Genomic DNA, 20,392 nt, shown 5'->3' with positions numbered 1-20,392 from the left:
AGTTCGGATCTACAGCCATTGCCATTTAAGGTATTAAGAATAAATACTTGCTTACATCTGTCACAGGAAACATATTCAGAAATTTTGAGGCATGAGCTTGAAGAAACAGTTTGGTTGTTATTGTCTATTTCCCTAAAGATATATTTTTTCAGAAAAGCTTTGAGTGGCTAAAATTTGCGGAACAGACTATTCTCGAATCCAATTCAGAGCATTACGTTCAGTGACTTGTGATGTTGCGATCGCCACTTTCGAGCGTTATGCCACAGCAAAACCTGTATGCTGCCCTAATTTTGGATGTCGAAAACCAAGCACTATATTCTCTCTAGGAATACCTGCTTCCATCAGATCGGTGACTACACTTTCTTCTGTATCATCATATTGCACCCAGACTTTATCACCGATCGCACTCAGATGTTTAGGTGTCGCATGGAGATATTTATCGCCATTCCAGCCTAGATCTAGAACCAGATACTGCCCTATACGGTCGGCGTGCAAAGGGATTGTTAGATGGGAGGTTCGGTCATCAAGAACCAACCGATCCAAAATTGCTTCTCCCGCCGGAGTCATCTGGGGCTACAGTATCTTGGATGCGTAAGAGCATGATGGTCAGCACCACGACCCATAGCATGTAGCCAAAGATGTTAATACGCTCCCAAACTCCCATCCACGGCGTAGGCAAGTTTGCCGTAAGCCGGGAACCGTCCAAACCTGCCAAAATGCCAAACACGAGAAGTATCAGGATTGTCGCGATGGAGTAGAGGCGAAACCGCTTTCCGAATGCCGTAGCCGCGAACCCTATGGCGAGCAGCATGAAGAGAACGCCCACACCCGTGAGAATTGCGTGCATGGTATCGGTAAGCGTTCCCTCGACCCCACGTAGGTGCATCGGGAAAAATAGCGTTACTACCAAGCCGAGAACCTCCTTTCCGACCAGTCCGACCGCCGCGAAGCGCAGAGCGCGCTTTCGACCAGCCGATGATCGCCAGATGCCCACTCCGAATGCGTACACGAGTAGGGAATACGTGATGAAAAGCGGAACGACGAGTGGTGTCGTCGGAGCGTCGATAGCGATTAGTTCGCTGACGGTTTGAGAGGTGGAGCTATAGCCCTCCCACCGTATAGCTGCGAGTACGACGGTGGCAACATAGAGTAGTGAAGACAAGATACCGCAGACGAGCAAAACCTTTCGTACCATTGTTCACCTCCGAGCCGACTTTGGCTTTGAGTTTTTTGCTTGCGCGCATACTACGCTACATAAGTGCGGCACCATCGGTTGCTATGATTCTTCTTGGTGTCGCGACATTGCTATGTCCGTCTAAGCTGTTTATTATACGGAAAGTTTCCGTATATCTAATCTTATATAGGCTATTTCTACGGACTTTTTCCGTATAACACCCCACGTTTGACTGTTATACGAAAACTTTTTGTATAACTCCTTGTGTGGGGTGATTAGCTAGAAACTTTCCGTAAGATTACAGCTTTATTCCCAGCTTTCTAATTCTCGAATCCAAGTTTGCATCAAGGCGATCGCTTGAGTGCGACGCGCTTCAAATGTGGCAGCAATCCAAATAAATAGCAATCCGACTACAATTCCAATTGCCCATAGTAGTAAAGAATAATTATCGATAAATAGCCAAAGCTGACGCAAGACTTTTGTAATAAAAGTTAGCGTTCCAACATATAAATAAGCGCGGGTGCGAAATACGATTCCTGCTAAAATTAAACCTACACCCAGAAAGATAGTTAAAATTCCTTGCCACAAGCTGTTATCTGATTGATATAAAGCCGTTAAACAAAATAACCCTACAGCCAAAGTGCGGAGAATGTGACGCTTTTCCTTTTCGGTAGGCGATCGCAATGTTGGATCGACTTGGACAACATATAGCAACGAACTACTCAATACGGAAACATACCACAAAGGATCGGTGAACTGCCAATTTTGAATCAGTCGAATAATTGCCCAATCAGCTAAAACAATACTTATATAACTGAGACGAACCTTATTTTCTACTCTTGCTAACCAAGCGTAAAAAGCAGCGACGATAAATAAGCCTTGAATTGAAATTTCACTAAATGTAAGCAAGACAATTGCCCCTGGTAAAACAGTAGCAGAACGCTGCCAAGGTTGTTTCGACCATCCCCAAGTTTGCCAAGGTAAGGAGTATAAAAGGTAGGCGTAGACACAAGCGATCGCGGCTGACCAATCCAGGAATGCAGATAGGGGTAAAATTCGATTCAAGAGGTGAGCAATTGCAATTGTTAATTGGATGACTCCCAAATAAACCCAGAAATTTCGATTCCGTCCTTGCCAAGCTGCATAAGCTGCTAATGCTACTGTAACCACTAGCCAAAGATTGCTGCCAAAATTACTTAAATTTACTCCTAATGCTAATAAGGAAAAAAGACTACCAATTCCCCAGTGAAGATGGGTAATTACGAGTAATTCTTGAGATGTAAGTCTCCAATAGAATAGCAACCACCGAGAACAGAAACGATAGATAATTGCGATCGCACAGGCTAGGGTTGATAGTAAGACTATGCCATCCCCTGCTTGCCCTCCTTTGGATTGGATCAATTGATAAATTAAAAGTTCGTAAGCAGCAAAGGAAATACCAAATACAGATATAAATGTAATTGGTTTGAGCAGAGGTAAACGCCTTCCAACACCAATTCCTACTAATGCTGCTGCTAACGTGTAAAGTCCTGTGTAGGCAGTAAATGTATAGTGGGCGAAAATTAATCCTATGACTGCATATATAAGCGAGATAACGTGCCAACTAGAAAGGTAAGGTAAGGCAGAACGACGTACCCACCAATCACCACCTAATTGCGTTGCTAGTCCTAATCCTAAATTAGCGATCGCAATATTTATAAAAGACGGTACACTCCACCATACGATACTAGCTACTACTAATTCTGTACCCCAAGCAATCCCATAAAAACCTAAATTTGTCGGCTGTTCCCAGTTACGATAAGTAATTGCTCCTGTGGTTATAAGTGCTGCAAAAATTATGTATAAATCTTGTATGGGGTAAACTTCTAGCCTACCTAAAGTTAGCAAAGTTAAATTAATTATACTCAGCGCGATCGCCCAACCGTCTAATGCTGGGGTATAAATTCCCGTGGGGAGAAATCGCCGTAACATCCACAACCCCCATAAAGCAACGCCAATCCATGTTGGTAACCAATTGAGGGGAACCCCCCAAATTTGCCACAGACAAGTTCCCGCAAAACTCAAGCCAAATCCAATAGTTATTGCTGCGGCAAGTTGCGATCGCAATTTTTGCGTATTGACTAACATTAAACTGGTGGCGACTGCCGTACTTATTAATAAAGGAGTTACTCTAGCTTCAGTTAGGATTTGGGCTAGAAGTAAGGCAACAACACTCAGCCAACTTGCCAATCTTGCTTGAGGAATGGTACGACTACCGAGAAATGTGAGACAGGTGGGAGTGGCTAGCCAAATTAATCCCCAGTATGAATTTGTTTCTATGAGTAGGGGATAACTCAATCCTGCTAAGGCTAAGCCGATATACCACGCACTGCGCTGCCAAATTGGATGCGTAAGGGCGCACGGCTGTGCGCCCCTACATGCAAACCCCCATTCTGCTATCATCCCAATTAATAAAATAACTGCCCAGAATTGAGAATTGAGATTGGGAAAACTCCAGCCTATCCATGCATATAAAGTTAATATTCCAGTGACGTGCGTGAGATAAATTAACCATGCGGCGCGAGTTGGACGCTGACGGAGGACAATTATTAAGGTAAGAGTAGAAGCTAATAAGTAGAGCGATCGCACCAAGGGATTGAATAAACTAAATAAAGCAAGAACGCTTCCTAAAATCAATGCCACGCCTTCGGTATAACTAGCTAAATTTGGTTGAGAGGCACGCCGGAGGCGCGAGGCAACAATTAAGGTGACAATAATATAAGGAAAAAGCGCTAGCCCGATGAGTTCTCCTGGGAATAAATAACCTCCGGCGATTTGGGTTGCCAAGGCAATAATTTGTTGCCTCCCTGCAATGGGAATCAGCCGCCATAGCAAACAGTAAGCCTGCAATCCAACAAAAAATAGGGCGAGTAAATCCCATACTTGCCAAAGTCTTTGCAGACGATTTGCTAATAACCAGATACCTAAAATACTAACTGCGATCGCTTGCCAAGGTGGTTCGACATTGACAGCGACTATCCAACCCAATACTAATAACCCGATACCCGTGCGAGTCAATAGAGGTTGTACCTGACGGCGAGTTAACCAACAAAGTACCCAGCCGCAAATCCCTAACGCCAGTCCAATTGCATCTATGGGTACGCCTGCACGTAGGACTCCCCTACCTAAAAGCAGTAAGGTGGAAATAGCCAGAACAACGCCATTCATCCCTAAATCAATTAAACTTGCCTGACGCTTTTCTACCCGATGCCATAATACTCCTGCTGTCCCTAACGTACCGCTATAAATAGCAATGAGGGGAAACCCGGGTATTATCCAACCCAATTGCAGCCAACTCAGTGCAAGAGTATTCACTCTAATCGGTAATGCAGCTTGCAGTAACATCCAGGCGATCGCAGATAAACTTAAAATTGCGATCGCTCCTACTATTAATCCCAATCCATCCCACCACAGTTGAAACCCATCGATTGCCCAGAAGTTAACTGGAATTAGGGATAGGGTGGTGACTTGTAAAATCCTGCTTGTCAAACTCAAATTCGGTCGTTGTCGCGTCCACCAGCAAGCAACCCAAAATGCTAAGGTGTAGCCGAATAAAATGGCATATTGTCCGACTGAGGAAAAGTTCTGCCACTGACTCGCAGCTAGTACCCCAGAGGATACGACTACCATGAACACGCCTAGAAATAGCAGCCACACGACGCTAATTTCTTCCATCAAGGAAGATAAAATCCGGCTGAGTATGGGTGCGGGACGAGTTCTAATTGGAACGGGTGTTTCTGCTTGTGTTGTCGTAATAAAGTCTGCTTGAGGAGTTACTTCAGGTAGGGGTAAGGCACAAACTAGGTAAGTGCGACAAATTTGGATAACTTGAGTTTCAGAAAGCAACCCCAGGCGCAACCACAGATCTAATCCTTCTAACAACTGGGGTTGTGTAGCTGGTATTGTTAGTTTTATCTCGATTCGCTCTGGTTGTGAGGTCATGGCTAGCTATCTCAGCGCATACCTCATCATGCCGATTGTAGGGAAATTTAACTCTCGGTAAATGTGCTAGTTTTTAAGTTGGCGATCGAAGATCGTGTCGCGCAAAGACGCATACGCGCAGCGTTCTCGTAGAGTAGGCGCTAAGCTGAACTCCCGCTTTCTCCTTTTACGACTGCCGCACCAATTAAATGTGCTAATCTTAGGGCTTCTGGTACGTGACCGCGATCGCTTAATCTTTGTAATACAGCTGAGATAACATCTGGATCTTCCCCGCAGACTTGAAAGAAAAATGGCGGATATGCGTGAACTTTTCCCGCACGGCGCATCAGTTCTAAACGGCGATGGGGTTGGGGTAAGCGTTGTAGTGCTGTTTCTATCTTTGTCATGTTTGGTTGTCGGCGCATGACGGTAACGCAGGGAATTTTTAGTTTGTCTGCAAGTTTGGGTAAGTCGATGATGTTAAAGCCACCAAAGCCGATTCCATCTAATAGCAATATGTGGAGTTGAGGCAGAAATTTTTTGCCTAAAAGTAACTGACAGATTGTATCTGTAGCGTTCCAGCCGTCTTGTCGCACTTTTCCCCATACCATCCCTTCAAATCGCGTCTCTGCACAAATAACACCGACGATTGAGACACTGCTACTGCGTCGGCGCACGAATGGCGCATCGTCAAAACCGATAACGCGAATGGTGCGATCGCGTGCTAGTAATGTTTCTAGTTTCACTGGGTTTGCAGTACTTCGTTTCTAGAATTATTGAAACGCAGTTATGCAAATGAATATAGATGTGCAAAGCAATATATTTTCAGGATTAGATTACATCAAAAAAATACCCAAATTTGGGATGCTATACCTAAATATTTTAAAAAATCAGTTTTATACCTAGAATACATGAATTATACCCAAACCTGGGTGAAAAACTCTTGAAACGCGATCGAGTGAAGATTCAGTCAATTAAATACCTAAAATATGCTACTTATACCCAAACTTAAACAATCAATATTTTTACATTGGAATATCTCGTTTTGATACCCAAATAGTTTAATCTATACCTGATATTCTCTAGCGCTTGTTGTCCCTGTCCTCTCGCTTGTATACCTAAAACACGAAATAAATACCCAATAATGAAGGCAAGTAAAGGTTCGGTTGTTGTAGAAAGTTTTAAAGATAGGTTGAGACTGCGTTGGCGAGTTTCGGGAAAGCGGTATTGTTTATCTCTAGGATTGCCGGATACTCAAGAGAGTCGAATGTTGGCAGAGTTGAAGGCGCGTCAAATTGAGTTGGATGCGATTTCTGGTAATTTTGACACCACTCTGGCTAAATACAAACCCCAAAGCTTAGCTGAAAAACCAGTTAATGACGCGCAACTTCTTACTTGTGCCGAATTATTCCAACAGTTTATGGAGTATAAGTCTCAGTCTTTACATCCCAGAAGTTTAGATCGGTACAAGACAACTCTGAAATACCTGCACCAGTTTTACTATCGAGAGGATGAGACGCGGAAATTACTAGCCGCACAAAACGCGATCGCAATTCTACAAACTCATGTAGAACAATTCAATGCTTGGCTTCAGAGTAAGAACGCCGAACGCGCCAGGAAAGAAAGGCTGATTTTACTCAGTGCTTGTTGGAGTTGGGGAATAACGAAGGGTTTTGTGGAAGCGAACCCCTGGAAAGATTTACAAAAGCAGGTGGAGTCAGCACCCAAACAACCACTCAAACCATTTACACAAGAGGAAGTTAAGGCAATTCTCGCTGCTTTCAAAACTCACCCTCAATACAAACACTATGCCGATTTTGTCGAATTTTTATTTTTAACTGGGGTACGAACTACAGAGGCGATCGCTTTACGTTGGATGCATATTAACTCTAATATGTCAAGTATTTGGATTGGAGAATCTATGAGTCGGGGTGTCCCTCAGACAAATAAAGTTCGCTCTATTCCCTTAAATGACAGAATTAGATTATTGCTTCAAACTAGAAAACCCGAAAATTATTTACTAGAAGATCTTATCTTCCCGAGTCCTGAAGGATTGCCAATTGACGATCGCAATTTTCGCAACCGTGCTTGGGTGAAAATGTTGGAGTTGGCTGGTGTAGAATATCGCAAACCTTCTAATACAAGACACACGTTTATTTGTATGTGTTTGAGTGCGGGTGTAAATCCGGCTGTGGTGGCTCAAATTACTGGTTGCGATCTGCAATCTCTCGATCGCGATTATGCTGAGTATATTCCGTCTGTTTCTGTGCTTCCAGATTTGTACGCTAATGGGTAATTTTTCCCTCTGTACGGGCGGGTTTTGAATGAAGATTTGCTGTTGGAGTTATTAATTTATCTGCTAAACCCGCCCCTACGATTCTCCTTCAATCAATGCTGCTAATAATCCAGTGACTTCGGCTTGGTGATTTTGGCGATTGTCGTCGTAAACCATTAATGTATCTAACCTGGCATGACGAGATAATTTCTGTACCATGCGAACGTTTCCACCTGTTGCATCCAATGCAGCTGTAATTCCAGAGTGTCTAACTCTGTGGGGACTGAGGCGTTTTTTCAATCCTGCTGTTTCTGCCATTGCCTGTACGATCTTATATATAGCAGTACCCGTGAGACGATGCCCGTAACTGGCGCGATCGAGTGCAATAAATAATGGTTCGTTACGCTTAGCTTTACCGCGTTCGCACAACCATTCTTGTAATGCTGCTACTGTAGACTCAGATAAACTGACTGTCTCGGCTTGAGTGCCTCGACCTTTTCCATATATAGTTAGCGATCGCCTATCTGGATCGAAGTCACTTACATTCGCTTTAACTAATTCTCCGCGTCTCAAGGCATTATCCCACAGCAATCGTAATATCGCATAATCGCGTTTGCCTTTAAGCGAGTTGCGATCGACAATATCTAACACCTGACGATACGCTTCTAAACTCACTCCACTCGTATCGCGATAAGCCTTTACCTTCTCTCCTGCAATATCATCCAAACTGTAATCGCACATCCCAATTTGACGTGCGTAGTTAACTAAAGATTTTATTGCGGCTAATCGACGGTTAATTGTTGCTTCCGATAAATTGCGATCGATCAGAACTGCCTTATATTTAAGTACTAAGGCTGTGGCGTTGAATCGAGAAAGTTGCAGGAATTCGGCAATCAAATTGCGATCTGGTTCAACTCCTGCCATCGTGACGAAGAAATCTTTTAAATCTTTAGCATAGGCGCGACGAGTATTTTCGCTGCGCTTATTTGCCAATAAATTTCCCAAAATATCTTCTTGGGGTTGAATGTTGAAACTCGATTTAGGGGCTGTCAGCCGACTTAATTGGCTCATGGTTACGATAATGCGCCTTTCCGCAACCTACTATAACCTCCATATATCAATATGTCTAGAGTTTTCAACTATTTTGGCTGAAAGCGGATTTGTTGCAGCGATCGCACGCTACTAATAACTTCAAAGTCGCGATCGTCATGAATTAGAGTTAATGCATGGTCTATAGCTAATTGAGCAATACAGCAGTTAATCGGACTACACACGGTTAATCCTTGTCTGCGTAATTCAAAGTATATACGTGCGGCAGCTTGCCAAGATTCAGCATCTAATTCAACATAGTCTTGGGTTTGCAGATAGTTTTGTAGTAGTCTCCACTCGCGATCGTCTCGACATCCTTGTAACAGTTCTAACTGGCTGAAACGAGTTAGAATCACATCGCGATCGCTAATGATTGATTGAAGTTGCTGGCGTACAAGTCCTGTTTTATCTCGAAATACACTTACCCAAACAGATGTATCAATCAGCAGCATGGCGATTTGTTCTGAGTGCTTTGGGATCGTAATCGTCGTAAAACTCAATTTTTCCAGCCAAATCGAGTAGATTTTTCTTTTTCTGAGAGCGAATTAATTCTTGCAACGCTAGATGCAAAAGTTCCTTTTTAGTACGGACGTTGGTAAGTCGAAAGGCTTCTTCAACTAATGTATCGTCAAGCTCGATATTTGTTCGCATTTTTATGTGTATAATGTGTTTATCTAAGTGTATTATACACAAAAAATCCAGTTTTCTCTACAAGAAGATCGGTTGAATTCGGAGTAAGACTTCTTCTAGTAGGGAAATAGGACATTCACCTAAAAACTCTGCATTTCTGATGCGGTAATCTAGCGATCGCAATTGGTCGCACATGATGACTCCAGTTACAGCTAAACCTTCTGGAATCGCAATATAAAAAGGATTTTTCCGCCTAGTATTACTGATGGGACAAACGAACGCAAAACCACGCTTGCGGTTAAAAGCTGTATGGCTAACAACTAAAGCAGGTCTTCTACCCATTTGTTCGCGTCCAGATTGCGGTTCAAAATTCAGCCAAATGAAAGTACCTCGCGCTGGAACTTCTACCACGCTTCTTCACCCATAGGTTTACCCCAGTCGATTTCTGGTTCGGGTTCCATCTCTTGAGAAAGCAATTCCTCTAAGGTGTATTTGCGCTTGTGTACGACCTCAACAATCAATCTACCTTTTTCAACGCGACACTCAACTTCATCATTTGGATGCAGAGATAATTCTTCTACAATATGTCTGGGTATCCTCAATCCCAGCGAATTTCCCCATTTACCGATTGAACTTCGCATTGTCTTATAGCTATACTTTGGATATACAAAGTATATCAATATTGAATTACAATTTAAGATCGAAATAGAAAACAATTTGTATGTTTGCCCAATTTCTTCCCCAGCTTGTCACGCAACTCACTGAAGCGACATCGATCGCATTAGCTCAGAATATACAGCAACAGGCGATCGCCACTCCATTATCTCCAGAAGCGATCGCAACGACCTACGTCAGACAAGGTAGTGGAGAAATCCCCATATTATTAATTCACGGTTTTGATAGTTCCGTGTTAGAGTTTCGTCGATTATTACCACTATTAGCAGCTCATCACGAAACTTGGGCAGTAGATTTATTCGGTTTTGGGTTTACCGACAGAGTTGCAGGAGTTAAGATTACTCCCGATACGATTAAGACTCATCTATATTATTTCTGGAAAACTCTGATTCAAAAGCCTGTAATTTTAGTGGGTGCGTCGATGGGAGGCGCAGCAGCCATAGATTTCACGCTGACATATCCAGATGCGGTGCAAAAGTTAGTCTTAATTGATAGTGCTGGAGTAGCTGGTGGTTCGGTGATGAGTAAATATATGTTTCCACCACTAGATCGTTTAGCGACTGAGTTTTTAAAAAATCCTAGAATCCGTCATAGTATTAGTCGTGCTGCTTATAAAAATAAGACACTTGCTTCCATTGACGCTCAAGTCTGCGCCGCACTGCATTTAGAATGTTCTCAGTGGAGTCAGGCGTTAATTGCTTTTACCAAGAGTGGTGGATATAGTTCCTTTAAAAACAGACTTAACCAAATCCAACCACCAACACTAATTTTATGGGGAAAAGACGATCGGATCTTGGGTACTACCGATGCTTCTAGATTTAAACGCGCGATCGCCCAAAGTCAACTGATTTGGATTCAAGATTGCGGACACGTTCCTCATCTAGAACAGCCACAAATGACAGCACAACACATTTTAGAATTTGTCGATTCTACTCTACCGTGTGACCAGTAGCCGTAATAGCTTGTTTAATGGACTCTTCAGACTGTGCGCCTTCCACTTTAACAGTCTTAGCCGAGACATCCACATCAACTTGAGCATCTGCATCCACAGATTTAACCGCTTTGGTAATTGTTTCTGCACAGCCATCACAGACAATACTCGGAACCTTCAGTTGTAGTGACATAACTATAAAACTGAATTCTACTCAAGTTTAGAGTATCAGATTTATGCTTCAAGTTGAATATATAGGTATAAATCTCAATTTCTGGGTATAAGCAGGACGTACTCTAGTAGAGCGATCGCTTGAAATTTGATAATTCTCACCACTGCTCAATTTCTACAAAAATCGTTCGACAATAATTTCGTCTAGATAGATTCGATCGATCTTGGCATGTCTTTTTGCCGTACCGACAATCTGAAAACCTTGGTTGAGATATGTCGTTAAAGCTGCTGTGTTATCTGCATGAATGAATGTGAATATTTTCTCATATCCCTTCAGGCGTGAAGCCTCAAACATGACTGCAAATAGCTTTCTAGTATGACAGATCTACATAAGTTCCTAGTACACCTACATGGTCGAAAGCATGGGTGTATGTAGCAAACGGTTCCATACTTTAAAACCCTACCACCTGGCGATCGCGATCGCATATCGCTACATCAGATTTTCTCCTCGCACTTTAGGTTTTGGGTATTTTGTTTTCTATTTAGGTATGCATTTGATGTATTCGCTCTACAACAACGCAAAGCATCGTATCCAAGCGCGATCGCTTGCGTTATACTTGTATAACAAACAGGAGTACAAACATGGGACTAATAGCTGTCAGACTAGACGCAGAAACCGAGGCGCGGCTAGCTGAGATTGTGGCGCACGAACAAGCAGATAGAAGCGAGACAATAAGGAGAATCATCAATCAGAAGTGGTTAAGCCTGCAAGCTGGTAAGCAAACACTAGCAGAACGGATGGGAAGAGAACCCCACTTATTTGATGGAGTGCCAGATTTGTCAGAACGGAAAGCGCGTAAACGCTATATTGCCAAACGATTGCTGGAAGAAAATCCAGAATGAGCTATTATCCGATTTTTCTGGTAGATACGGGTATACTCGTTGCTTTCTTTAATCGGAACGATCGCTATCACGCTCAAGTCTATCCATTCATGATGAACTCTACCAGTATCATGTTGACAACGGTAGCTTGCATCACGGAATCTCTACACTTACTACCGCGAAATCCACTGGTACAAAATGACCTATTGCTCATGGTCGCACAGGAAATAATTGCGATCGAACACCTGCAACCAAACGATTTCACCCGTATCGTAGAATTAAATCTTCAGTATGCCGATCTGAAGCCAGACTTTGCCGATCTTACTTTGGTGACTATATCAGAAAGATTGGATATCAGCGCGATCGCCACATTAGATGCAGACTTCGACATCTACAGACGCTACCGCAAGCAGCCATTCGATCGCGTCTTTCGTCCCAGTTAAATTTGGGTATTAATCCCGCATACTGGGTATAAATAAAAAAGTCAAAAGTCTTGAATTCCGAATTCCGAATTTTCCCCCTACTCTCTGTTTCTTGTGAAACTGAAATACTACCACCAACAACCAGCTTGCTTTCCCAGCAACTACCTCAACGACTTATGGGGAGAAATTCAAGCGTGTCCCTACTTTACTACCAACAATCTCAACCGTGACTTTGTAGGAACCAAAGGATTTTCTGTAGTATTTCAACGTGCTGGAATAGCAGAAGTAGAACAAAAATTTCCTTACTTCAAACCATATATCAATCTAGCCCTGCGATCGGATTGTAATGCCTTTTACCTCAATCCCTTACTCCTAACCGCAGGCTCCCGTGTCGATCCGCATATCGATCGCTCCTTACGTTCCTATTGTAAAACTATCGAACCACCCGCTGTTGTCAGCGTCCTCTACGTGCAACTACCACCAGATATGCAAGGGGGAGAATTAGTATTGCGCTGCGATAAACGTCAAGTCGGACAGATTAAACCACAAGTCAATACCTTACTTTACTTTCAAGGCAATTTAACCCATTCCGTCAATCCCGTACAAACCCCAGGAAAGCGCCTCAGCTTAGTTTGCGAACAGTATAGTTTGAGCGAGTCTGAACTGCGGGAAATCCCAAAGTTTACTGTCGAGTCAAGAGTGAATCAGTCTTCAAAGAGAAAAAAGTAGTTTTGGGTATGCTGGTTGTTGCTTGGGTATAAACGTGGGATCGAGCGTCATTGATAAGCGATCGCCTCGGGGTATAACTGGGTAGAATTTTCACAATTTGGGCATCAAATCGATGTACTCTAGTCGAGTTGACGTATCTCTTCTTATTGCCACTAGTCTTGAGCGTCTTCAATAGTTTCAATGACGGCTAAACCAATTTTAGCAACTGTAAGTAATAGCATCACTGAGATGAGATAAGCTATTACTAAAAGCTGAAGCGCACTTTCAAAGAAAATGTATGAATTCATGAAAATTCCTCCTAAATGTTAGGATTATATAGCTATACTTTTACCGTATTCCTCTACTAAACTGCATATAAATTTGAAGCGAGTACTTACAACTTGCTTGAAAACAAAAAGATAGGAAACAAAGTTATAGAACTGGAACTTTGATTTCACATTCGACTACAATTTAACTTAAAAAAAGTGACAGAACTGGAACAAAAAAGTAACAAAACTAGGAAAGTTGCGATCGCCCGCCACCAATCCTCAATTATCCAAATAACATACGGCAAAAATCTAGAGCCACTGATAAATCGCTAGTTTGCTGCGGATATTCAATATTTGGGCGAGCGATCGTAATTAAATCGATCCCTAATTCAGCAGCCACAGTCCGCTTCACATCCTCTCCCCCAGGCGCACCAGAAGCTTTAGTCACCACTACAGAAATATTCCATTGTCGCCACAAAGCCGCCTCCAAAGCTGCCGAAATTGGTGGACGCAGACAAATTAAGCGATCGTTAGCAAACCCAGCCTTCAAAGCAGATTCTAATGCGATCGCACTAGGTAAAATGCGAGCAAATAAAGTTGCCTTATCCTGCCAAGATTGAAACAGATGCAGAGGTCGATAACCTACAGTTAGTAACACCCTTTGTCCCTGTAAGTAGTCCCCCGACAGCAAAGATTCAAAACCATCTATTCGTTCCTCTGCTCCCAGCTCCCAGCCCGTCCCTACTCCCTTGAAAACAGGACGCTCGTACCGCAAATAGGGAATTCCCAACTTTTGACAAACCGCGATCGCACTTTGGGAAATTTCTACAGCATAGGGATGGGAAGCATCCAATACGCCAATTATCCCTTGCTGTTGTACAAATGCTTCAATCTCCAAACAGGTAAAACGCCCCACCCGTACTTGCAGACAAGCCGCATCGGGGTAGAGCGCGCGAGCTGATTCCGTTGTGACAGAAATTATACACGGCAAATTAGCCCGTGCGATCGCCTCAGCCAATTGAGCGCTTTCCTGCGTTCCACCAATGAGCCACAGAGGAGTGAGGAGTGACGAGGAGCCAGTGCGCTCTTGCGGTTCCTCGACTTGAAAGATCTGGCGTTGAGGAGTGAGGGAAATTTTAGACTTTAGATTTCGGATTTGAGAGTGAATCTCTCCCTTATCCCCCTTGTCTTCCTTGTCCCCCTTCTGTCTCCTTTCCATCATCCCTTCAGCGCTCTTCTAAAATTCTGGCGATAAGACTTATTTGCCACGATCAAAGCAGGCCACAGTAGAGATAATCTTAGCCTGTTAGTAAAAGAGCGAGAGAAATTTGTGCGGTGAAATCCAGTCCAGAACTTCCAAACACCACCGCCATAAGCTAAGACTAATAACAAAGTAATTAAACTACTCATTCCGCATCTACCTCTACAGTTATCAGTTATCAGTTATCAGTGACCAGTGACCAGCGATCGGTAATTTCTCCTCTGCTTGCCTTGTCTCCCTTGTCTCCCCCCTCTCCCTTGTCTCCCCCCTCTCCCTTGTCTCCCCCCTCTCCCTTGTCTCCCTTGTCCTCACACCCCACGCCCTACACTCCACACCTTCTCCCAGTTTAGCTGACACAATTGATACCGCTTCTAGCGCTATTGCAGTTGCTTGAATGCCCGTAGCATGATTAGTTGGAAAGCGTGGTAGGTAGAATCCATCGAGTTTGTTGGTGGGATGTAACCTGTGGGAGTGCCGCAAGTGGGAGAGACATAGGAAACTAGATAAAGACTAGCGTTGCTCGAAGTGTTGGCTTTACACCACTAATGGGTGGAACATCTAAGGAGGAATTATGCGCGCAGTACTGATGGCTGGAGGATCTGGAACGCGGCTTCGACCGCTGACTTGCGATCTTCCTAAACCGATGGTTCCAGTGCTGAATCGACCGATCGCAGAACATATTATTAATCTGCTCAAACGGCATCAGATTACAGAAGTGATTGCCACTCTACACTACTTACCTGACGTAATGCGCGACTACTTTCAAGATGGTAGCGACTTTGGCGTACAGATGACTTATGCCGTTGAGGAAGATCAGCCGCTAGGAACGGCAGGCTGCGTCAAAAATATCGCAGAATTGCTCGATCGCACGTTTTTAGTGATTAGCGGTGACAGCATCACAGATTTTGACCTCACCGCAGCCATAGAATTTCACAAACAGAAAAAATCGAAAGCCACTGTAGTTTTAACCCGCGTTCCCAACCCAATTGAATTTGGTGTAGTAATTACAGATGAATCGCAACGCATCCGCCGCTTTTTAGAGAAACCTTCTTCTAGCGAAATTTTTTCCGACACGGTAAATACTGGTACTTATATTTTGGAACCAGAAGTATTGGAATATCTGCCAGAAAATCAAGAAAGTGACTTTTCTAAAGAATTATTTCCCTTATTATTGGAAAAAGACGAGCCAATGTACGGTTACATTGCTCAAGGCTACTGGTGCGATGTCGGTCACTTAGATGCCTATCGAGAAAGTCAGTACGACGCACTCGATCGCAAAGTCAAACTCGACTATGCCTACGAAGAGCGGTCTTCAGGAATCTGGATAGGACAAAATACTCACATCGATCCGACTGCCAGCCTAGAAGCCCCTTGTTTAATCGGTGATAATTGCCGCATTGGAGCCAGAGTTCAAATTTCTGCGGGTACGGTCATTGGCGACAACGTTACCGTTGGCGCTGATGCCAACCTGAAGCGCCCGATTGTCTGGAATGGAGCGCTGATTGGAGATGAGGCGCACTTGAGAGCCTGCGTTATTTCTCGCGGTACGCGGGTAGACCGTCGCGCCCACGTCCTTGAAGGCGCGGTAGTAGGCTCTCTCTCTACCGTGGGAGAAGAAGCCCTGATCAGTTCCAGCGTCAGAGTTTGGCCCAGCAAGCAAATTGAATCGGGCGCAACGCTAAATATTAACTTAATTTGGGGTCACACCGCTCAGCGCAATCTCTTCGGTCAGCGAGGCGTGACGGGATTGGCAAATATTGACATTACACCCGAATTTGCCGTCAAACTGGGAGCCGCCTATGGTTCGACATTAAAACCAGGGGCGCAGGTAACGGTTTCCCGCGACCAGCGCAGTATTTCTCGCATGGTCACGCGATCGCTAATTGCGGGATTGATGTCGGTCGGGATCAACATTCAAAATCTCGATGCGACTGCAATTCCAATGGCGCGAACTGTAATCTCAACAATGGGAGTGTCTGGAGGCATTCACGTAAGAGTGCATCCCGATCGCCCAGATTACATTTTGATTGAATTTATCGACCCCAAAGGCATCAATATTTCTAAAGCTCTAGAAAAGAAAATTGAAGGAGCTTATTTCAAAGAAGACCTGCGGCGCGTACAAATTCACGAAATCGGTAATGTCGTCTATCCGACCCAAATGGTATCTACCTACTGCACTGCCTTTGAAAAGCACCTCAATGTCGAAGCGGTTCACCACAGCAACTCTAAAGTCGTGATCGACTACTCTTATGCGGTGACTGGGGCAGTCCTGCCGCAAATGCTAGCTAAATTTGGCTGCGATGCAGTGGTGTTAAATGCTAGCCTCAAACCAACCGCCGTCAGTGCCGTAGAGAAAGAAGCATTACTGATGCAACTCGGTCACGTCGTCGAAGCACTCAAAGCTAATTTCGGCGTGCAGGTATCTGCGAATGGCGAACAAATGACCTTAGTAGATGAAGCAGGTATCCCAATTCGGGGTGAAATGCTGACGGCTTTGATGGTCAACATGATGCTGACAGCACACCCCAGAGGCACTGTCGTCGTACCCGTTCACGTTTCTAGCGCTGTCGAGCAAATTGCCCGTCGCCACGATGCGAAAATCATTCGTACCAAGGCAAACCCCACCGCCTTAATGGAAGAATGCCGTCGCACGCCAAATGTAGTTTTAGGCGGAAGTGGAGAAACAGGCTTTATTTTCCCGCAATTACATCCAGGGTTCGACGGGATGTTCTGCATTGCCAAGCTAATCGAAATGCTGACCATTCAAGAGCGATCGCTTGCCGCTATTCGCACCGAACTCCCCCGCGTCTACCACAAATCTTATACAGTCCGGTGTCCTTGGACGGTCAAGGGAGCTTTGATGCGCCATCTCGTCGAAACCCATCCAGCAGAAAGACTCGAACTGACCGACGGTGTAAAGATTCTCGATCGCCATGAAGATAATTGGATTTTGATCTTGCCAGATGCAGGGGAACCAGTGGTACATTTGTTCGCAAATAGTAACGATCGAGATTGGATAGATGAATCCCTGCGGGAATACCGCCACCGCGTTCAAGAGTTCGTGGAACAAGAACAAGGAGTGGAGCCATCCGTCTCATCTCTTGAAGGACTAGAGGCAAGATAGGGATGAAGTATAAAGGAGAAGTGAGTTGAAAGTAGACGGTTAACCGTCTACTTTCAACCACCAATAACGACTCCCTACACCCTACACAAAGGAGACGAAGACATGAACAGCTGTATTTTGATGGCAGAAATTAAAGAAGAGCCGCAACTACGTCACGTCAATAACGACAACCTGCTGGCGATCGCCGAAATGATGGTTAGTATTCCTGGGCTACGGGCAGAAGACCCCCCAGCGACTCTAAGAGTTGTCGGTTGGGGCAAAATGGCAGACGAAATTCAGCAAAACTACCACAAAGGCGATCGCGTCATTATTGAAGGTCGTTTAGGTATGAATACTGTAGAGCGACAAGAGGGCTTTAAAGAGAAACGCGCTGAATTAACCGCACAACGCATTCACAGGCTGGATGGTGTTAACCTCATGTCTTCCGCCACCGAACGGGAAGAAACAAGTAGCTACACCCCACCAGCGCCCCAGCCGCGTGCTTCAGCGCCAGTCGAAAGACAACCCACCCCTGTCGCCGTAGCCGCACCTCAAGAGTCACCCAAAGCGCCTGTAGAAGTCGATGAGGATGATATTCCGTTTTAACTGGTAATGGGTAATGGGTAATGGGGAAGTCAAAAGGCAAAAGTTAAAAGTCAAAAACTAGGAGTCAGGAGCCAGAAGAATTCAAACATTCACGAGTTATTTCTCTCGTCTCTCGCCTCTTGCTTAACTCACCAACTACCAATTACCAATTACCAACTACCAAGCGGTGCTGTTAAGATCCAGTTAATTTATCGATCGCCCCGCTAACTCCTATGAGTGATGTCCTCACAGTTCGCGATTTACACGTAGAGTTTGCTACAGATGACAATAGACTCATTAAAGCTGTTAACGGCATTTCGTTTGAACTGAAGCGGGGGCAAACCCTGGGAATTGTAGGGGAATCGGGTTCGGGAAAATCAGTCACGTCCTTGGCGATGATGGGACTGATTCCGACTCCTGGGAAGGTGACGGGGGGACAAATCAAATTTTGGGCAGCAGACGGGCAGGCAGTAGATTTATTGCAACTATCTTCTGCCCAGATGCAGAAATATCGGGGCGATCGCTTGGCAATGGTGTTTCAAGAGCCGATGAGCGCCCTCAACCCAGTCTTTACAATTGGGTTTCAATTAACTGAAGCCATTCGCTTGCATCAAAACGTATCTCAAGCTGAAGCCCGTCGTCAAGCCACGGCACGGTTGCAGGAAGTCAAACTTTTACCCAGTGACGAAGAGTTACAACAGAAATATTTCGCCACCGTCAAGCAGCCAAATGCATCGTCAAGGGAAATTCAAACCTGGGTCAACCAACAAAAACTCGCCATACTCGATCGCTATCCCCACGAGCTATCAGGAGGGCAATTACAGCGGGTGACAATTGCAATGGCAATTTCCTGCAATCCCGCCATTTTGATTGCTGACGAGCCTACCACAGCCCTAGACGTGACCGTACAAGCGACGATTATGGACTTGTTGCGGGAATTGCGCGATCGCCGTCAGATGTCGATGATGTTTATTACCCACGACTTGGGATTGGTGGCAGAAATTGCCGATGCGATCGCGGTGATGTACAAGGGGAAAATTGTCGAGTACGGTGCAGTAGAGCAGATTTTTTCCCAACCCCAACACCCTTACACGAAAGGCTTATTAGCCTGTCGTCCGGCGCTAGATTCCCGACCGCAAAAACTCCTGACAGTTGCCGACTTCATGACCGTGAGGGAAACCCCTACAGGAGAATTGGAAATTGAGTCAAAACAACCGCATTATCCCGCTTTAATTCCATCAGAAGCCACTCACCAACGGGTAGAGCAATTACAACAACAGCCACCTCTGTTAGAAGTCAAAAATCTTCAAGTTGGCTTCCCCATTCGAGGAAGTTTCGGTCGAGCAAAGCGCTATTTCATGGCAGTAAATAACGTTGAGTTTCAAGTTTATCCAGGAGAAACTTTAGGATTAGTCGGTGAATCTGGTTGCGGCAAAACAACTTTGGGGAGAACGATTTTACGGCTGATTCAACCGATGGGCGGGAAAATCTTTTTTGCTGGCAAAGATGTCACCACACTTAAAGGCGAACAGTTACAGCGACTCCGCCGCGAAATGCAAATCGTGTTTCAAAATCCATATAGTTCTCTCGATCCTCGGATGAAGATTGGCGATGCAGTGATGGAACCAATGTGGATTCATGGCACGAGTAAGACAACGAGACAGCGACGAGAAAGAGCCGCAGAATTTTTAGCTAAAGTTGGGATAGAACCTAAATTGATGAACCGCTATCCTCATGAATTTTCTGGCGGACAACGGCAGCGAATTTGTATTGCTAGAGCGCTAGCTCTTTATCCTGAAGTTAAATTTATTATCTGCGATGAATCTGTTTCCTCATTAGATGTGTCGGTACAAGCACAGGTACTCAATCTTTTAAAAGAATTACAACAAGAATTAAAGCTCACTTATATATTTATCTCTCACGATTTGAGCGTGGTAAAATTCATGAGCGATCGCATTTTGGTGATGAATCAGGGACAACTTGTAGAACAGGGAAGTGCAGAAACAATTTATTCCCAACCGCAACAAGAATACACGCGCAAATTAATCGCTTCGATCCCTACGGGTTCGCCAGAAAGAATTCACCAACGCCAGCAACATATATCAGCGATCGGGGAGCAGTGACCAGTTATCAGTAATGTTTATCTAGTTATTAGTAGGGTGGGCATTGCCCACCTTAATTAATGCATTAAAATCTCTTTTTGAAAGTAGGAAAGACAGCAAACCCTGAAAGATCGGGAGATCGATATCTGAAATCG

23 protein-coding genes are annotated in these 20,392 nt (G+C 44.4%); 8 read left to right on the top strand and 15 right to left on the bottom strand.

From position 1 onward, the window contains the following. Positions 1-255: 255 nt before the first annotated feature. From CHRO_RS16620 to CHRO_RS16605, 4 genes are all read right to left on the bottom strand, one after another. Positions 256-495 carry an element excision factor XisI family protein gene (locus CHRO_RS16620; RefSeq protein ID WP_219335940.1) on the bottom strand — a complete coding sequence of 80 codons (240 nt, stop codon included), beginning with the start codon at positions 493-495 and terminating at the stop codon, positions 256-258. A 28-nt stretch (positions 496-523) separates the two neighbouring features. Continuing rightward, positions 524-1,195, bottom strand: a complete 672-nt coding sequence (locus CHRO_RS16615) for a DUF998 domain-containing protein (protein ID WP_015155393.1) — start codon at positions 1,193-1,195, stop codon at positions 524-526. Positions 1,196-1,480: 285 nt separating this feature from the next. After that, positions 1,481-5,155, bottom strand: a complete 3,675-nt coding sequence (locus CHRO_RS16610) for a hypothetical protein (protein WP_015155392.1) — start codon at positions 5,153-5,155, stop codon at positions 1,481-1,483. Between the two features lie 140 nt (positions 5,156-5,295). After that, on the bottom strand, positions 5,296-5,880 hold the full coding sequence (locus CHRO_RS16605) for an endonuclease dU (protein ID WP_015155391.1): 585 nt from the start codon (positions 5,878-5,880) through the stop codon (positions 5,296-5,298). A 398-nt stretch (positions 5,881-6,278) separates the two neighbouring features. Between CHRO_RS16605 and CHRO_RS16600 the strand changes: the two genes are divergently transcribed. Further along, the gene (locus tag CHRO_RS16600) at positions 6,279-7,430 is read left to right on the top strand and encodes a tyrosine-type recombinase/integrase (RefSeq protein ID WP_015155390.1); all 1,152 of its coding nucleotides are present in this window, start codon (positions 6,279-6,281) and stop codon (positions 7,428-7,430) included. A 75-nt stretch (positions 7,431-7,505) separates the two neighbouring features. On the opposite strand, the gene CHRO_RS16595 is transcribed toward CHRO_RS16600, so the two are convergent. The 5 genes from CHRO_RS16595 to CHRO_RS16575 all read right to left on the bottom strand — a co-directional run bounded on the left by CHRO_RS16595 (position 7,506) and on the right by CHRO_RS16575 (position 9,769). After that, positions 7,506-8,480 carry a tyrosine-type recombinase/integrase gene (locus CHRO_RS16595; protein ID WP_015155389.1) on the bottom strand — a complete coding sequence of 325 codons (975 nt, stop codon included), beginning with the start codon at positions 8,478-8,480 and terminating at the stop codon, positions 7,506-7,508. A 68-nt stretch (positions 8,481-8,548) separates the two neighbouring features. Continuing rightward, positions 8,549-8,950 (bottom strand): type II toxin-antitoxin system VapC family toxin, encoded by a 402-nt coding sequence (vapC, locus tag CHRO_RS16590; RefSeq protein WP_015155388.1) that lies wholly within the window; start codon positions 8,948-8,950, stop codon positions 8,549-8,551. Next, positions 8,937-9,149: a type II toxin-antitoxin system VapB family antitoxin gene (locus CHRO_RS16585; protein WP_015155387.1), complete on the bottom strand. Its 213-nt coding sequence runs from the start codon at positions 9,147-9,149 to the stop codon at positions 8,937-8,939. Before CHRO_RS16585 ends, vapC begins: the two co-directional genes overlap by 14 nt. A gap of 57 nt (positions 9,150-9,206) precedes the next feature. Beyond that, entirely contained in the window at positions 9,207-9,539 is a 333-nt protein-coding gene (locus CHRO_RS16580; protein WP_015155386.1) for a type II toxin-antitoxin system PemK/MazF family toxin, read from the bottom strand. Further along, a complete protein-coding gene (locus CHRO_RS16575) occupies positions 9,533-9,769 on the bottom strand; it encodes an AbrB/MazE/SpoVT family DNA-binding domain-containing protein (protein WP_015155385.1) in 237 nt (78 codons plus the stop codon). Before CHRO_RS16575 ends, CHRO_RS16580 begins: the two co-directional genes overlap by 7 nt. An 80-nt stretch (positions 9,770-9,849) precedes the next feature. Here CHRO_RS16575 and CHRO_RS16570 point away from each other — a divergent pair, with 80 nt between their 5' ends. Further along, complete coding sequence (locus CHRO_RS16570; protein ID WP_015155384.1) at positions 9,850-10,755, top strand: alpha/beta fold hydrolase; 906 nt, start codon at positions 9,850-9,852, stop codon at positions 10,753-10,755. Here CHRO_RS16570 and CHRO_RS16565 read toward each other — a convergent pair. Both CHRO_RS16565 and CHRO_RS29725 read right to left on the bottom strand, forming a co-directional pair. Beyond that, positions 10,733-10,927, bottom strand: coding sequence for a heavy-metal-associated domain-containing protein (locus tag CHRO_RS16565; protein ID WP_015155383.1), 195 nt, complete (start codon positions 10,925-10,927; stop codon positions 10,733-10,735). The genes CHRO_RS16570 and CHRO_RS16565 overlap by 23 nt on opposite strands. A 153-nt stretch (positions 10,928-11,080) precedes the next feature. Further along, positions 11,081-11,260 (bottom strand): GNAT family N-acetyltransferase, encoded by a 180-nt coding sequence (locus CHRO_RS29725; RefSeq protein ID WP_051033245.1) that lies wholly within the window; start codon positions 11,258-11,260, stop codon positions 11,081-11,083. 287 nt (positions 11,261-11,547) lie between these two features. On the opposite strand from CHRO_RS29725, the gene CHRO_RS16555 reads away from it, so the two are divergent. From CHRO_RS16555 to CHRO_RS16545, 3 genes are all read left to right on the top strand, one after another. Then, on the top strand, positions 11,548-11,808 hold the full coding sequence (locus CHRO_RS16555; protein WP_015155382.1) for a hypothetical protein: 261 nt from the start codon (positions 11,548-11,550) through the stop codon (positions 11,806-11,808). Further along, positions 11,805-12,230, top strand: a complete 426-nt coding sequence (locus tag CHRO_RS16550; RefSeq protein ID WP_015155381.1) for a type II toxin-antitoxin system VapC family toxin — start codon at positions 11,805-11,807, stop codon at positions 12,228-12,230. The genes CHRO_RS16555 and CHRO_RS16550 overlap by 4 nt, the downstream gene beginning before the upstream one ends. A 99-nt stretch (positions 12,231-12,329) precedes the next feature. After that, positions 12,330-12,938 (top strand): 2OG-Fe(II) oxygenase, encoded by a 609-nt coding sequence (locus CHRO_RS16545; RefSeq protein WP_041463216.1) that lies wholly within the window; start codon positions 12,330-12,332, stop codon positions 12,936-12,938. A 152-nt stretch (positions 12,939-13,090) separates the two neighbouring features. Here the strand turns inward: CHRO_RS16545 and CHRO_RS34410 are convergent, their stop codons facing one another. The 4 genes from CHRO_RS34410 to CHRO_RS32390 form a co-directional block, all read right to left on the bottom strand. After that, positions 13,091-13,225: a hypothetical protein gene (locus tag CHRO_RS34410; protein WP_015155379.1), complete on the bottom strand. Its 135-nt coding sequence runs from the start codon at positions 13,223-13,225 to the stop codon at positions 13,091-13,093. 244 nt (positions 13,226-13,469) lie between these two features. Beyond that, positions 13,470-14,408: a cobalt-precorrin-6A reductase gene (locus tag CHRO_RS16535; protein WP_015155378.1), complete on the bottom strand. Its 939-nt coding sequence runs from the start codon at positions 14,406-14,408 to the stop codon at positions 13,470-13,472. Further along, positions 14,405-14,596 (bottom strand): hypothetical protein, encoded by a 192-nt coding sequence (locus CHRO_RS16530; protein WP_015155377.1) that lies wholly within the window; start codon positions 14,594-14,596, stop codon positions 14,405-14,407. Before CHRO_RS16530 ends, CHRO_RS16535 begins: the two co-directional genes overlap by 4 nt. Before the next feature lie 22 nt (positions 14,597-14,618). Beyond that, positions 14,619-14,804 (bottom strand): hypothetical protein, encoded by a 186-nt coding sequence (locus CHRO_RS32390; protein WP_181824184.1) that lies wholly within the window; start codon positions 14,802-14,804, stop codon positions 14,619-14,621. A 214-nt stretch (positions 14,805-15,018) separates the two neighbouring features. Between CHRO_RS32390 and CHRO_RS16525 the strand changes: the two genes are divergently transcribed. From CHRO_RS16525 to CHRO_RS16515, 3 genes are all read left to right on the top strand, one after another. After that, entirely contained in the window at positions 15,019-17,571 is a 2,553-nt protein-coding gene (locus CHRO_RS16525; RefSeq protein WP_015155376.1) for a mannose-1-phosphate guanyltransferase, read from the top strand. Between the two features lie 102 nt (positions 17,572-17,673). Then, positions 17,674-18,156 (top strand): single-stranded DNA-binding protein, encoded by a 483-nt coding sequence (locus tag CHRO_RS16520; protein ID WP_015155375.1) that lies wholly within the window; start codon positions 17,674-17,676, stop codon positions 18,154-18,156. 212 nt (positions 18,157-18,368) lie between these two features. Next, complete coding sequence (locus tag CHRO_RS16515) at positions 18,369-20,258, top strand: ABC transporter ATP-binding protein (protein WP_015155374.1); 1,890 nt, start codon at positions 18,369-18,371, stop codon at positions 20,256-20,258. The last annotated feature ends 134 nt before the right edge of the window (positions 20,259-20,392 follow it).

It is taken from the genome of Chroococcidiopsis thermalis PCC 7203, assembly GCF_000317125.1.
In the GTDB taxonomy this organism is placed as follows: domain Bacteria; phylum Cyanobacteriota; class Cyanobacteriia; order Cyanobacteriales; family Chroococcidiopsidaceae; genus Chroococcidiopsis; species Chroococcidiopsis thermalis.
Note: the sequence above shows the minus strand (reverse complement) of the source record. Positions and strands in the feature narration are given on the sequence as shown.